The following is a 14894-nucleotide window of genomic DNA, read 5'->3' on the forward strand; positions in this document are numbered from 1 at the left end:
TCGATCTTTCAACGACACACTCTCTGGGGGCAATCATGGCGTCTTTGCGTCACCTATTTCCTGTATCTACTCTCACCCTGGCAATTATTGCCAGCGCCAATATCGCGATTGCGCAAGATAGCGCTATAGCGACTGAATCAACCACACTCGAAGAAGTGGCGGTAACCGGTCAGCGTCTGTCCCGTACTCGGGCGCTGGATATCAAACGGGATATGCCGGTGGTGATGGATGCTCTGGCCACCGATGATCTCGGCCGCCTGCCGGACAAGAATGCTGCTGAATCCCTCAATCGCCTGCCGGGCGTATCTATCCTGATTGAAAAAGGCGAGGGCCGCTTCGCGTCGATTCGCGGTATCAAGCCGGACTGGAACCGGGTGAATGTCAATGGATTCGTGACGGGCTCTCCGGAAAAAGATGGCAGCGGCCGTTCAATGCCACTGGACCTTCTCGGTGGTGAGTTGTTACAGCGGGTAGAAGTCTACAAGGCGAAAACTGCGGATATGGATGGTGAGGGAATTGGTGGTTCCATCAATATCGTTACCAAGCGTCCTCTGGATGGCGACGGGTTCAATGCGACAGCGAATGTGCGCATGGGACTGGAAGAGGCGGATCAGGAAAACCCTTATTACGATGGTAAAAATCCGCAGAATGTTGATGTTGCGGTGTCCGGAAAAATCAGCGAAAAACTGGGCTGGAATCTTGGCGCATCCTCGACCGAGCGCGAATATCTGGCGCAGGGAATTTATCAGGATGACTGGGCGGAAGTAGACGGCCTGTTGTTCCCGGAACAGACCAAGAATAACTACTATGTGATCGGGCGTGACCGCGTCACTCTCATCGGCGGACTGGAATATCGTCTCAGCGATACCACCGATATTCTCGCACAGGGTTTCTACAGCAAGTTTGAAGAGTTCCAGCATCGCAACCGCTTTCGCCAGGGCATTGCACAGGATGCCGACCTGATTGACCGTGTAGAAGGTGACACGGTGTATATGGCCGAAGGCGGAACCTATATCCGAGCGGATCTGCGTCGCGAGGATGTGGAGAAAGAGCTGGCGAATTTTAGCCTGACCGGTAATACAAACCTGGATTTGTGGAAACTGGATTACGGTGTCAACCTGAGCCGCTCGGAATTGCACGAAACCAATTCCGACTGGTCCTTCCGCCAGGATGACTCTGTTGTTATGGGGCCCGATAGCTTCGTGGTAAATGGCGAAGGTGTTGTGGAATTCAATCCCGGTGGTGCGGTACATAATCTGGCGGAGAATCTGCGTTTCCATTCGGTCGGGTACCAGAACGACCGCGCAGAGCAGGACATTCAGAGTGTGCGCTTCGATGCGGAGCGTCTGTACGACTTTGCCGGTGCTGAGTCGAGTGTGAAATTTGGTGTGAAGTTGACGGCCAATGAAAAGCAGTTTGATTTTGGCAACCGGAGCTATGATGCGTATCGCGATACCCTGAGCAATTACCCGGTTACCGATGGCAGTTTCCAGAATGATGTCGATGGCATGAGCCAGGATAACCTCTGGTTTGACCTCAAGGCGCTGAATGGACTGTTTGCCAGCAACCCACACCTGTTTGAGGCCGACGGCGGTAATACCGCAGCACTGCTTGGTAGCGACCGCAGTGTAGAGGAGACCACGTCTGCCGCGTACGTGATGAATACGCTGCGCTTCGATCGTCTGGATGTGATTGCGGGCCTGCGTTACGAGCAAACCGACATCGAATCCAGTGCTTCGCAACTGGATGGGGAAGGTAACTACTCCACGGTATCCATCGAGGGTGATAGCGATGTATTGCTGCCGTCGCTGGTGGCGAAGTATATGATCCGCGAGGATCTGATTGCCCGCGCATCCTTTACCACCAGCCTCGGACGCCCGGATTATTCTGACCTCAGTGCCAGCTCCCAGTTCGGTATCAACGACGATGGTGACGCAGTGCTCTCCATCGGTAATCCGGACCTGCTGCCGTACGAGGCCGATAACTACGACCTCTCCATGGAGTGGTACCCCAGCGAGTCCAGCGTGCTGTCCCTGGCATGGTTCCGCAAGGACATCGACAACATTATCGTCAACGACGAGCAGTTGATTGATGGCGGAATTTACCTGGGCAGTGATTACGGCGTTGACGAGCTGACCGTGCGCACCGTAAAAAATGCCGATACGGCCGAGATTACCGGTTTCGAGTTCAACCTCCAGCACCAGCTGACCAACTTGCCTGCGCCGTTTAACGGGCTCGGTGCCAGCTACTCCTACACGGATATCGAAGCGACCTTCTTTGATAGCAACCTGGGTGTGAACCGCAAACTGGAAGGGCAGCCGGAAGAAATCCAGAGTTTCACCTTCTTTTTCGAAAACTACGGTTTTTACGCGGGTCTTACCTACAACTACAACGCGTCTTTCCTGACGGATCTCAATAGCCTGGAAAATGTGGCGGATGATATTGAACAGGGCGAGTTTGGACGCTGGGATTTGCGCGCGTCTTACGCGGCTACCAATAATTTCTCGGTATATCTGGACATCAATAACCTGAACAATGAGCCAACCACCGAGTTTCAGGGCGGTGACGAGCGCTTCAACACCGAGTATGAGTATGTGGGTTCTACCTATTATCTGGGTGCTACCTACGCCTTCTGATCTATCTGCTTGATACCAGGCCCTCCTTGCGGAGGGCCTTTTTGTTTGTGGTTTCTATTTAGGATTATGTTGGCATGAAATTGGCAGTGTATTTATCAAGGTTTATACAGAGTGCTTCTTTTTACTGCTCGCTACGCAGCGCGATCAAGTTTTTAGCGCTCTGGGTAGTGGTGTTACCCGCAAGTGCGGAACAAACCCTGCGTGCAGTTACCGAGAAGACATTTGATACCTTCGATGCCCGGCAGGGCATTGCGGTGGATAACCAGTTTTTTTACGCAGTGAATAATTTTCGTATTACCAAACACCGCAAGACGGATGGCGTTCCAATTCTGCAGTGGGATGGTGTCAGTGAGCGGGGCCCGCTGATGCATATGGACAGCGGTATGGTGTGGCAGGGCAAGCTTTATGCTTCCCACTCCAACTATCCCAACTGGCCGATGACGAGTTCGGTGGAAGTGTGGGACACAGCCACCATGGAGCACGTAGCATCGCACAGTTTCGGTATCGCGCTCGGGTCTTTCACCTGGCTGGATCGCTACCAGGGTTATTGGTGGGGAGCATTTGGAAATTACGACAAGGTTCAGAAAGGTCAGCTGGAGCCCTATGGCAAAACTCTGAATACTCAGGTCGTCAAGATGAATGACGCGTTCGAGGTGCTTGCGCGTTGGACGCTGCCGAAAAATGTACTCGATCGAATTGCGCCGATGAGCAATTCCGGCGGCAGCTGGGGCCCGGATGGATATCTGTATCTCACCGGCCACGATCACCCGGAGATCTATGTCATGCAGATTCCTGAACTCGGTTCGGAGCTGCGCTGGGTGGCGACGGTGGAGGCGCCGGAAATCCACGGACAGGGTATCGCGTGGGATCGCAGTAGTGGCCAGCGCACACTGTGGGGAATCCGCAAACGGGACCGCAAGGTCTTCCGCATGCAGGTTCCCGAGGTCAGCTCACCGGCGATCCCGGCTGTTAGCAGCCAGATTCGCAGCCCCGGCCAGTTCAACCGGGATTGAAGGCCTTATCGGGGCGGGTTGTTCGACGCGCATTTCGCCGAAACGGCGCCAATTAGGTCTACATTAGGGGGACGCGTCATAAAAAGACCGTATTCCAACGACAAGTGACAATAGGCGATCGCACAACACGGAGAATAGCGCCGATGACCGAATTTATCCGACTGTCTGCACTGGAATTGCTCAAGGGCTATAAGGACAAGCAATTTTCCCCGGTTGAGGCCACACAGGCCATGCTCGCGCAGATAGAACGGTGTAATCCGGTGGTGAATGCCTATAACCTGGTGGATGCGGAAACGACGCTGGCGTATGCACGGGAATCCGAGCAGCGCTACCAACAGGGCAATCCCAAGGGGCTTTTGGACGGTGTGCCGGTCGCCATCAAGGATGTGTTCCTTACGCCCCAGTGGCCGACCATCAAGGGCTCCAAAACCATCGACCCGAAATCCACTATCGGCAAAGAAGCGCCGAGTGTTGCGGCACTCAATCGCAACGGCGCCGTGCCCCTGGGGAAAACCACCACGCCGGAATTTGGCTGGAAAGGCGTAACCGATAACCCGGTGGACGGAGTCACCCGCAATCCCTGGGACCCGGATAAAACCGCTGGCGGTTCCAGTGGTGGCAGTGCAGCCGCGGTGCCACTGGGTATGGGGCCACTGGCACTGGGCACCGATGCGGGTGGCTCTATCCGCATTCCCGCAGGATTTAGCGGACTCGTCGGATTGAAGCCAAGCTTTGGCGAAGTGCCGCACTGGCCGGCCAGTCCGTTTGGCACCCTCGCCCATGCCGGACCCATGACGTGGACGGTTGCGGACTGTGCGCTGCTGATGAATGTCCTGTCGGAAGCGGACTGCCGGGATACCAACGCCGTCCCTCGCCGCAATATCGATTATCTCGCCGCCCTGGAAGGGGAACCGCAGGATTTACTGCGCGGTGTGCATATCGCGTTTAGTGCAACCCTCGGCTACGTGCAGGTGGAACGCGAGGTGGAAGACAGTGTGCGTGCCGCGGCCAAACTGCTGCAATCCCTGGGAGCGGAAATCACCGAAGTGGCCCCGGGGTTCGACGACCCGCTGGGGGCATTTGGCCACCTGTTCTACGGCGGCGCCGCCAACGCCCTGCGCAATATCAGTAAAAAGCAGCGCATGATCATGGATCCGCAACTGGTGGCGGTTTCGGAAAAGGCGGCACAGCTTTCCATGCTGGACTATCTCGAAGCCGTCAATGAGCGCGCCGCCCTGTGCGAGCGTATGGCGGCCTTCCACAAAAAATACGACCTGTTGCTGACCCCGACCCTGCCAATCACCGCATTTACCGCGGGGCGTGAAGTGCCGGAAGACTGGCCCAGCACCCGCTGGCCTTCGTGGACGCCCTTTACCTATCCATTCAATATGACCGGACAACCGGCCATCTCGGTGCCCTGTGGTTTTGACAGTGCAGGCTTGCCCATCGGCCTGCAGCTGGTCGGCGCGCGCTTTGACGATCGCGCGGTGTTGCGTGCGGCGCAGGCCTATCAGTTGGCAGCCCCGCTGACCGATAAACGCCCCGGACTTTTCTACGAAAGCTCCGAAGAGGGTGCAGCGGAGGGTGTGGACCCATGAGCCGGTTGGACTTTGATTTTTACGAGTCGGAAGATCCGGTATGGAACCCGGCACTGCTTACGATTCCAGTGCCCGGAATTCGAAAAATGGTCAACATGGCCGCGTCCATGGAGGATGTTATTCATCTCTCCATCGGTCAGCCCGATGCGCCGACACCACCCCACGTGGTGCAGGCAACGGTGGATGCACTGAATGCCGGACAGACCGGTTACACCATGGATGCGGGCTTACCGGAATTGCTGGAGGCACTGGCGGAATACTACGGTGAACGTTCCGGGCGAGCGATCAGCCCGGAGAATATCCTGATTACCACCGGGGCTACCGAGGCGATTTATCTTGCGCTGACTGCCGTATCGGCCCCGGGGCGTGAATTTATCGTGCCGGATCCCTCGTTCATGTTGTACGCACCGCTGATTCGCATGAACGGTGGTGAGGTGAAATATATTCCGACACGCGCGGAGAACAATCACCAGCTGGATCCGCAGGAAGTCATCGACGCGATCGATACCAATACCCACGCGATCATCCTGAATTCTCCGAGCAACCCCACCGGCACAGTCTATCCGCGGGAAACCGTGGAAACCATTGTGCAGGAAGCGGCGTACCGCGGAATTTATGTGATCAGCGACGAGGTGTACGACCACCTGATCTATGACGACCGCGACTATGCGAGTGTCCTCTCCTGCTGCTCGGACCTGGATCATGTGATGGTGATGAGCAGCTTCTCCAAAACCTTCAGCATGGCCGGTATGCGGGTTGGCTGGCTGATTGCGAGCCAGGGTGCCATTCGCAAACTGCGCCGCTACCACATGTTCACCACTACCGTGGCGAACACTCCCTGCCAGTGGGGCGGTGTTGCCGCTCTGAAAGGGGATCGGAGCTTTGTCACGGAGACAGTAAATACTTATAAAAAACGCCGCAATCGACTGGTGGAGCTGGTGGATGAAACACCATTTCTCGAAGGCTATGTGCCGGAAGGGGCGTTTTATATGTTCCCGGCACTGCCGGAAGGCGTGAATGGCAATAATGTCGCTCTGCGTATGTTGCGGGAAACCGGCGTGTGCACAATCGCCGGGGATACCTTTGGTGAGAGTTGTCGCAATGCGCTGCGCTTCAGTTATGCTACTTCCATCGAGAATATCGAGCGGGCGTTCGAGCGTATTATTCCTTGGATGGAAAAGCAGGATTTTGGGTAATACACATGATGCCCTGTATTAGTGAAAACTCCTCACATGCTGGATTCCTTTCCAGATAATACCGTCGATTTTTTTGCCGATCAGATGAATCACGGCTAGTTCCTGCGTCTGTGCATCCCGGCTGATCTGTAAATTTCCCTCTATTAACAGAATTTTTCCACTGAGAATTTCCTTGCGGAAGCGTTCCTGAACCTGTTGCCACAGCACCACATTGATCACACCGGTCTCATCTTCCAGGGTTAGAAACAGCACACCGGCTGCGCTGCCAGGGCGCTGCCGGCAGGTGACCAATCCCAGTATCCGGATTCTGTCTCCATCTCTGCGCTTTTCCAGGTCACAGGCGCGTACCAGATTGTGAAAACGTTTTTGCCTGCGCAGCAGTGCCACCGGATGCTCGCGCAGAGTCAGGCCGCTACTTTGGTAGTCGCTGTAGATATTGTCTTCCTGACTGGTTTCCGGCTGATGTTGTGGCGGGGCACTATGCTCCAGTTGTGTGTTCAGCGCCTGCCAGGTGCTGTGGAAACGGTTCTCGCCGATGCTGTAGAAACAGTTGGCGTGGGCAAGAATCGCACTCTGCTGTTGGGGGATATCGACCCGTTGGGCAAAGTCCTGCAGTGACTGGAAGTTGCCCCGAACCCGCTCTGTCTCAATAGTTTCCACAGTTTCTTCGGCCAGCCCTTTTACCAGGCGCAAGCCCAGGCGGATGGCGGGGGCCACCGAAGTTTTGCCATCGGTACCCTTTGTGCCATCGGCCAGCGCCAGGCTGTGGTGCCAGCTACTGTGATTTACATCCAGCGGTAACACTTTCACGTCGTGCCGCTGGGCGTCGTATACCAGTTGCGCCGGGGCGTAAAACCCCATGGGCTGGCTGTTCAGGAGGCCAGTGTAGAAAGCGGCGGGGTGGTGGCATTTGATCCAGGCGGAAAAGTAGGCGAGCAGGCCGAAGCTGGCGGAGTGGGACTCCGGAAAACCGTAAGAGCCGAAACCTTTCATCTGCTCGAACAGCTGTTCTGCGAGGCTGTGCTCGTAGCCATTGGCCAGCATGCCGTTGATCAGTTTTTCACGAAATTGCAGCAGGTTACCGTTCTTGCCCCAGCTGGCCATGGCGCGGCGCAGGGCATCTGCCTCACCGCCGCTGAAGCCGGCGGCCACCATGGAGAGCTTGATCACCTGCTCCTGGAAAATCGGCACACCCAAGGTGCGCTCCAGCACCGGGCGCAGGTTTTCGTGGGGGTAGTGGATGGGCTCGAGTTTCTGCTTGCGGCGCAGGTAGGGGTGCACCATCCCACCCTGGATTGGACCCGGGCGCACGATGGCAATTTCGATTACCAGCTCGTAAAAGGTCTGCGGCTGCAGGCGCGGCAGCATGCTCATCTGCGCGCGGGATTCGATCTGGAATACCCCCACGGTATCCGCGCGGCACATCATTGCATACACCGCCGGGTCGTCGGCGGGAATATCCTGCAGGCGCATACGCTTTCCGTACAGCGCCATATAGCTAAGGGATTTGCGCAGGGCGGTGAGCATGCCGAGGGCGAGAATATCCACCTTCATCAGTTTCAGGTCTTCGATATCTTCCTTGTCCCACTGAATGATGGTGCGGTCATCCATGGCCGCATTTTCGATGGGCACCAGCTGGCTCAGTGGCAGCTCGGTAATCACAAAGCCGCCCACATGCTGGGACAGGTGGCGGGGGAAACCGTAAATCTGCTCCAGTAGCCTGGGCAGCATGCGCCCGGTTACGCTTTCTGGAGCGATGCCAACCTTTTTCATCTGCTGTGGAAAATCCTCCAGCTTGTCCCACCAGCTGCGCTCCGCCTGCAACTGTTCAATAACTGCCGCCCCGAGCCCCAGAGCCTTGCCGATATCCCGCAGTGCACTTTTAAAACGGTAGGTGGTTTTGGTGGCCGCGAGCCCGGCGCGCTCGCGGCCGTACTTGCGGTAGATGTACTGGATAATTTCTTCGCGCCGCTCGTGCTCGAAATCCACATCGATATCCGGCGGCTCGTTGCGCTCGCGGGAAATAAACCGCTCGAACAACAGACCGATCTTGTGTGGGTCAATCTCGGTGATAAACAGGCAGTAACACACCACTGAGTTGGCTGCGGAGCCGCGTCCCTGGTAGAGGATGTGCTGTTTACGCGCGTACTGGACGATGTCGTAAATGGTGAGGAAGTAGTGCTCGTACTGAAGCTCGGCGATCAATGCCAGCTCTGTTTCGATTTGTTGGCGAATATGCGTCTGGGGTCCCTGAGGCCAGCGCTTATCAATGCCAGTATCCACCAGTTCACGCAGATACGCACTGGCGGTTTTATTCTTCGCCATAACCTCGGAGGGGTACTGATATTGCAGTTCTTTCAGACTGAAGGTGCATTGCTCAGCAATTTTCAGTGTGTTGTCGATGGCACCCTGTGGATAAAGTGCAGCGATTTCCGGCAGGCTGCGCAGGTAGCGTTCAGCGTTCTGCTGCAGGTGATACCCCAGCCGGTCCAGAGTACAGTTATGGTAGTTGGCATTGAGTACATCCTGCAGTGGCTTGCGGCTACGGTTGTGCATAAGTACCGCGTTGGTAGCAACCAGCGGTAGCCGCTGGGATCTGGCAAAAGCCAGTAGCTTGTGCTGCCTCTGGTTTTCACTGGGGAGCAGGTGATGGCTCAGGGCGATAGAGAGCCGCCCGCCGAAATGTTGTTTCAGCGTATCGGGAAGTGTGAAAGGCTCGCTGCCTGGAAGCCACAGGCACAGTGCATGTTTGCAGTGATTGAGGAGGTCCTGAATAAACGTCCGGTACTGGCCTTTTTCGGCGCGCAGGCGCGAGGTGGAAATCAGCTGGCAGATTTCGCTGTAGGCAAGCCTGTCCGGTGCGAGTAAAACCACTTGCTGCGATTCTTCCTCCAGGCGCAAGAAACTGCCACAAATCAGCTTTAACTGACTACCCTCGGCTTGAAGTTTCTCCAGCTCGGCATAGGCCCGCACTACTCCCGCCATGGAGCATTCGTCGGTAATCGCAATCGCGCGATAACCGAGTTTATGTGCGGTCGCAACCAGCTCCTGCGGATGCGAGGCGCCCTGCAGAAATGAAAAGTTACTCTGACAAAAAAGTTCGGCGTACTGCATACCGATAAATATCCGATACGTCATACCGGTGTATAGCTTGTGCCGGACTTGATCCGGTACCGGTATCAGTTGTTCGGCGGATTTGTTGGCCTCCTGTAGCCTGGATCCCGGATCAAGTCCGGGATGACGGGCGGGTGGTTGGTGTATTTGCGCCGAGCCCCTTCGCTCGTCATACCGGCGTAGGCGGGTATCCAGTTGCTCGGTGGTCGTCAGGCTCCTGCAGCTGGATCCCGGATCAAGTCCGGGATGACGGGGGCGATTAGAGGATGTCGTAGTACAGATCTCGCCACTCTGGATTGCTACTTTCAATCAGGTTCAGCTTCCAGCTTCGCCGCCAGTTCTTTATCGCTTTCTCTTTTCGAATGGCACTTTCCATCGTGTCATGTAGCTCGTACCAGGCAAGGTCTTTCACTCCATACTCCCGAGTGAAACCTTCGACAACGCCTTCCTTGTGCTGCCAGATACGCTGTACAAGGTTGGATGTAACACCCGTATAAAGTGTGCCATTACGCTGGTTTGCAAGAAGGTAAACACAGGGTTGTCTTAACCCAGTCATGAATAAACCCCGTGCAGATACCAGTCCTCTGACGCCAGATCCTGGTATACCCAGTAAAGACTGCCGTGGGCGCCGCGGGCGATGTAGTAGTCGCGGGCGTGGCGGTGGTGTTGCCACCAGTAGCCGTCGATACGCTCTGGTCCCTGCAATAAATGTAGTTCGCCGTCGTAAAACAGTTTGTGGTCGCGCTGCTGAATACGGTCGGGCCGCGGCAGTAACCAGTTGGGGCGGGGGGCATTCACGGGCGTGAGTTGGTGGCTGCGGGATTTACTCTGCAGGGTGAGGCTGTCGGCGTTTTGCCAGGCCTGTTCCGGCAGGTAGCTTTCCTTGAGGGTGACGCCGGAGAGAGCCTGGTGCCCGAGGCGGGCCTTGAGCTTGTCGATCAGCTGGTAGCTCTCGTGCAGCTTGCTGCCCTCGTCAAAAAAATCCTCCCGCAGACTGTGACTTTCAATGGGACGCAACTGTTGGCACTTGAGGGTCAATGCCTGCACCGGCTCCTTCAGTTCAACCCGTTCAAACTGCAATTTTGTCAGCGCGATCAGGCGCTGGGGATCGAGTAGTGGGCGGGAGATATCCACATGGACCTGCTGGTGGCCGCGGCTGCCGTAATCCAGCACCCAGCACAACTGCTGACTGTATAACTGCCGGCGCTGCAACTGCCGGCACAGCTCACGCACCAGGCGGCCGGCGGGGAACAGCAGTTGCTCGCTGTTATCCAGCGGGCTCGGGAAAAACAGTTCACTGTGAAATTCCGCCGGTGGCTCGAAGCTGGCTACCGGATCCGGGCGGGTGCCGTTCAGGCGGGCGAGGTAGTCGATGAATCCGCGCCCGAAACGACTGCCCACTTCCGACAGCGGAATTGCCAGCAACTGGCTGACGCGCTTGATACCGCAGGCATACAACTTGGCGATGGCCTTGTGATTGCAGTCGAGAAGTTTGCTGGGGGCGAAGCTGATCCACTGGCGCCACTGCTGGGGCGTGGGAGCGGTTCTGGCTTCGGCCAGCCACTGGCGGTGTTCCGGCAACTGGCTGAGCAGGTGGGCGGCGCTGGGGCTGTGCCCCAGGCCCATAAAATGATGGACGCGCATCTTGCGCAGCTCTTTGCCCAGTTGTTGCAGCAGGGGCGCCAGGCCGTGGTGTGCCTTGAGGCTGCCACTGATTTCCAGATACAGGCAGGCGAAATTGCTGTCTGCCTGGTTCTGTTCGCGCTCGGCGCTGCGTGGGGAAACCACCGGGGTAAAGCTGTAGGCCCACTGGGCCAGCTGTTGTAGTAACTGCTCTTCCCGCTGCGGGTCCCGTTCCAGCAATTGCAGTTCGGCGCAGTAGGCGCAGGCGGTGGCGATGCTGAGTCCGGGCTCCACATTGTGGGCATTGGCCGCGGGGTTGGCTTCAATGATGAGGCTGTTCTGGGCCACGGCCACCGCGGTATTGTCGCCGGCGCGGTGGGCGCGGGTCAGTGCTTCCAGGGAGAGTTTTGGGAGCTGAATACAGAGCCAGAGCATAAGGTGTTCCTCGCGCCGCCTTGCACATTCAGTGCAGCGGCTGGTCCTGTCGCACCAAATCCGGGTTGCGCGCCAGATGCACGCGCTGGCCGGACTTGCCGCTCAGTTGTTTGAACAGGTGCAGCGCCAGCTGCTCTCCATCGCTCTTCAGTTGCAGGCGCAGTGCTGCCGGAGACGGGATTTGTGCACAGGAGCCGGGGCGAAAATGAAAATGCAGGCAGTCGCCATCGCGGGCGGCTACCTGCAGCCGGCGCAGGTCTTTATCGGCCGGAGTCTCCCTGTTCTGCCACTGAATCAGCGCACCGCAGGCGCCGGATTGCAGGGACTGCTCTGCCGCCCACAGCTGATCCCGCTGTCCTCTGGGGTGCAGGATCAGCAGTTTCTCCAGTTGCACGCCGGCCTGTACCAGTGCCGGGGCGTAGGGGATATGCGGCGGGTTGATCAGGACCACCATGCGCCCCTGACGGGTGAGTTCCGCCAGGGTCGGCAGGATCAGTGACATCTCGCCGATACCAGCCTTGTCGACCAAAAACTCCGTGGTGGCCGCGCGGGGCCAACCGTGCCCGGCCAGCAAGGCATCCAGCCCGCGGTAGCCGGTACTGATTCCGGTGCGGGGACGGCGCTGGCCACTGGCCAGTTGCCAGATGTCCGGGCGGGTCAGCAGTTGCTGCAGCGGCTCGTCATTGGCCTGCTTGGCTGGCTGATCACCTAACTGCTTGTTTTGCAAAAAGTTTTCGGCGCTGTTCACGATCGGCTCGCTCCACACGGGGGTTCTGATGGGGTTTGACTGTATGTGTGTACAGTGTCTACTGGTGATTTATACAGTACGTGTCCAGTATCGGCAAGCCCGTACCAGGTCTGCGTGCGCCAAATTCGACGCAGCCCATTGGCACTTTTTTGAACAAGGTAAAACGGCTATGATTCGGCCTCTTCAAATGACCGCCAGAAATGGGCCAAGACCAGATAAGCGAGGGGACAGGGTGAGCATCAAATCCGATAAGTGGATTCGTCGTATGGCTGAGAGTGAGGGCATGATCGAGCCCTTCGAGCCGGGCCAGGTACGCCACGGGGCCTCCGGCGATCGCCTGATCTCCTACGGCACCTCCAGTTACGGCTACGATGTGCGCTGCGCCAACGAGTTCAAGATCTTCACCAACGTGCACTCCGCCACCGTGGACCCCAAGGCGTTCGACGAAGACAGCTTCGTGGATGTGCAGGGCGACTACTGTGTTATCCCGCCTAACTCTTTCGCCCTGGCGCGCACCGTGGAGTACTTCCGCATCCCGCGTTCGGTGCTGACCATCTGCCTGGGCAAGTCCACCTACGCCCGCTGCGGCATCATCGTGAATGTGACGCCGCTGGAGCCGGAATGGGAAGGGCATGTGACTCTGGAATTCTCCAACACCACCAACCTGCCGGCGAAGATCTACGCGAATGAAGGTGTGGCACAGATGCTGTTCTTCGAATCCGATGAAATCTGCGATGTGTCGTATAAAGACCGCGGCGGTAAATACCAGGGCCAGCGCGGCGTCACCCTGCCGAAGACCTGATCCGTAGACCACTAGCCAATGACAGACCTTCCCACCCAGGCCGATGTACTGATCATTGGCGCCGGCGCCGCCGGCCTGATGTGTGCCGCGGTGGCGGGCAAGCGTGGCCGCAGCGTGCTGGTGCTGGACCACGCCAACAAGGTCGGCAAAAAGATCCTGATGTCCGGCGGCGGCCGCTGCAACTTCACCAACCTGTACACGGCGCCGGACAACTTCTACAGCGAAAATCCGCACTTCTGTAAATCCGCCCTGGCCCGCTATACCCAGTGGGACTTTATCGCCCTGGTGGAAAAGCACGGCATCCCTTATCACGAGAAAACCCTCGGCCAGCTGTTCTGCGATAACAAATCCCGCGATATTGTCGATCTGCTGCTGGCGGAGTGCCGCGAAGCGAAAGCCCAGATTCGCACCCGCTGTGAGATCCAGCGTGTTGAGCCTCTTAATGAAGAGAGTGCGAAAGGCTTTGAGGTGCACACCTCCCTTGGCAAAGTGGTGTGTGAATCCCTGGTAGTCGCCACCGGCGGCCTGTCGATCCCCACCATGGGCGCCACCGGATTTGGCTACGACCTCGCCAGGCAGTTCGGCCACAACATTATCTCCACCCGCGCCGCGCTGGTGCCTTTCACATTGAATAAGCGTGCACTGGCGCGGCAGCAGGAATTACCCGGAACCTCACTGGCAGTGAATGCCAGCTGCGCCGAGGGCCATTTCCACGAGCAGATGCTGTTTACCCACAAGGGCCTGAGTGGCCCGGCGGTGTTGCAGGTTTCCAGCCACTGGAAAGAGGGTATGCCGGTGAACTTCGACCTGGCACCGGGGCTGGACCTGTCCGAGTGGCTCAGTGAGCAGCGCGGCAAAAAGCAGGAGAGCTTTCTACATACGGTGCTGGCAGAGTTGTGGAGCAAAAAGCTGGTACAGTTTTTCCTGCAGAGAAATGGCCTGGAAAGCAAACCACTCAAGCAGTACAGCGAACAGGCGCTAAAGGATGTAGGCGAAAAGCTGCAGATCTGGACGCTGATCCCCGAGGGCACGGAAGGCTACCGCACCGCAGAAGTCACCCTTGGTGGCGTGGATACCAATGAAGTGTCATCGCGGAGTATGCAAAGTATGAAGCAAGCGGGGCTCTATTTTATTGGTGAAGTGCTCGACGTGACAGGCTGGCTGGGCGGGTTTAACTTTCAATGGGCCTGGGCGTCTGCCCACGCGGCTGGCGGGGAGGTCTGATGGGCGACGTGCTGCCATTTAAGCGGAAAACCGCTTGGGAAAAACACAAGGGTAGCAGTTTATGCCGCGACGGTTTTCACAAGTGGAAAGTAGTCACCGAAAGAAAGTTTGATGTAAAACAGGGAAAACTGGTGACCGAATACCGCTGTCAACGCTGCGGAAAAACAAAAACGAAGTTGGTGTAGTTCCGCAGGGCTGTCAGTATCACGGCCAGGCTCGGGTGACGGCTAGGGTGCTCGAACCTGGCGCTACTGGAAATGCCGCTAGTAAAGGGGCATTGCTGCTTAGCAGTCTTTATCCTCTGCACCGGCTTTTTCTTTTACATCTTTACAGGTGTCTTCTACCGCATTACCGATATCGGTTGCGGTTTCATCAATGGTTTCACCGATTTCTTCTGCACCGGATTCTTTCTCACAGGCCGTGATTCCCGTTACCAACAGCGCGGCAAAACCGATAATGCTTAACTTTTTCAGAGTGTCCATAGGTTAGCTCCTTTGGGGCTGGT

Annotated in this window: 12 protein-coding genes; 7 read left to right on the forward strand and 5 right to left on the reverse strand. The window is 57.0% G+C overall.

What is annotated here, in order from left to right:
- Positions 1-35: 35 nt before the first annotated feature.
- The 4 genes from ACXAG1_RS11675 (at position 36) to ACXAG1_RS11690 (ending at position 6443) form a co-directional block, all read left to right on the forward strand.
- A complete protein-coding gene (locus ACXAG1_RS11675) occupies positions 36-2636 on the forward strand; it encodes a TonB-dependent receptor (protein WP_475092222.1) in 2601 nt (866 codons plus the stop codon).
- Positions 2637-2710: 74 nt separating this feature from the next.
- On the forward strand, positions 2711-3649 hold the full coding sequence (locus ACXAG1_RS11680) for a hypothetical protein (RefSeq protein ID WP_475092223.1): 939 nt from the start codon (positions 2711-2713) through the stop codon (positions 3647-3649).
- 143 nt (positions 3650-3792) lie between these two features.
- Positions 3793-5247 carry an amidase gene (locus tag ACXAG1_RS11685; RefSeq protein WP_475119782.1) on the forward strand — a complete coding sequence of 485 codons (1455 nt, stop codon included), beginning with the start codon at positions 3793-3795 and terminating at the stop codon, positions 5245-5247.
- A complete protein-coding gene (locus ACXAG1_RS11690; RefSeq protein ID WP_475092225.1) occupies positions 5244-6443 on the forward strand; it encodes a pyridoxal phosphate-dependent aminotransferase in 1200 nt (399 codons plus the stop codon). Before ACXAG1_RS11685 ends, ACXAG1_RS11690 begins: the two co-directional genes overlap by 4 nt.
- Positions 6444-6461: 18 nt before the next feature.
- Here ACXAG1_RS11690 and ACXAG1_RS11695 read toward each other — a convergent pair whose 3' ends face one another.
- The 4 genes from ACXAG1_RS11695 to imuA form a co-directional block, all read right to left on the reverse strand.
- Positions 6462-9557, reverse strand: coding sequence for an error-prone DNA polymerase (locus ACXAG1_RS11695; protein ID WP_475119783.1), 3096 nt, complete (start codon positions 9555-9557; stop codon positions 6462-6464).
- Positions 9558-9816: 259 nt separating this feature from the next.
- A complete protein-coding gene (locus tag ACXAG1_RS11700) occupies positions 9817-10113 on the reverse strand; it encodes a GIY-YIG nuclease family protein (RefSeq protein WP_475092227.1) in 297 nt (98 codons plus the stop codon).
- On the reverse strand, positions 10110-11615 hold the full coding sequence (locus ACXAG1_RS11705) for a Y-family DNA polymerase (protein WP_475092228.1): 1506 nt from the start codon (positions 11613-11615) through the stop codon (positions 10110-10112). Before ACXAG1_RS11705 ends, ACXAG1_RS11700 begins: the two co-directional genes overlap by 4 nt.
- Positions 11616-11643: 28 nt before the next feature.
- Positions 11644-12363 carry a translesion DNA synthesis-associated protein ImuA gene (gene imuA / locus ACXAG1_RS11710; protein ID WP_475092229.1) on the reverse strand — a complete coding sequence of 240 codons (720 nt, stop codon included), beginning with the start codon at positions 12361-12363 and terminating at the stop codon, positions 11644-11646.
- Positions 12364-12595: 232 nt separating this feature from the next.
- On the opposite strand from imuA, the gene dcd reads away from it, so the two are divergent.
- From dcd to ACXAG1_RS11725, 3 genes are read left to right on the forward strand one after another with little or no spacing between them, the layout of a single operon-like run.
- Complete coding sequence (gene dcd, locus ACXAG1_RS11715) at positions 12596-13165, forward strand: dCTP deaminase (RefSeq protein ID WP_475092230.1); 570 nt, start codon at positions 12596-12598, stop codon at positions 13163-13165.
- Positions 13166-13183: 18 nt separating this feature from the next.
- Positions 13184-14389: a BaiN/RdsA family NAD(P)/FAD-dependent oxidoreductase gene (locus ACXAG1_RS11720; protein ID WP_475119784.1), complete on the forward strand. Its 1206-nt coding sequence runs from the start codon at positions 13184-13186 to the stop codon at positions 14387-14389.
- Positions 14389-14574 (forward strand): hypothetical protein, encoded by a 186-nt coding sequence (locus tag ACXAG1_RS11725; RefSeq protein ID WP_475092232.1) that lies wholly within the window; start codon positions 14389-14391, stop codon positions 14572-14574. Before ACXAG1_RS11720 ends, ACXAG1_RS11725 begins: the two co-directional genes overlap by 1 nt.
- Before the next feature lie 99 nt (positions 14575-14673).
- Here the strand turns inward: ACXAG1_RS11725 and ACXAG1_RS11730 are convergent, their stop codons facing one another.
- On the reverse strand, positions 14674-14871 hold the full coding sequence (locus ACXAG1_RS11730; protein ID WP_475119785.1) for a hypothetical protein: 198 nt from the start codon (positions 14869-14871) through the stop codon (positions 14674-14676).
- Positions 14872-14894: the final 23 nt, after the last annotated feature.

The organism is Microbulbifer sp. ABE4_465 (assembly GCF_056160765.1).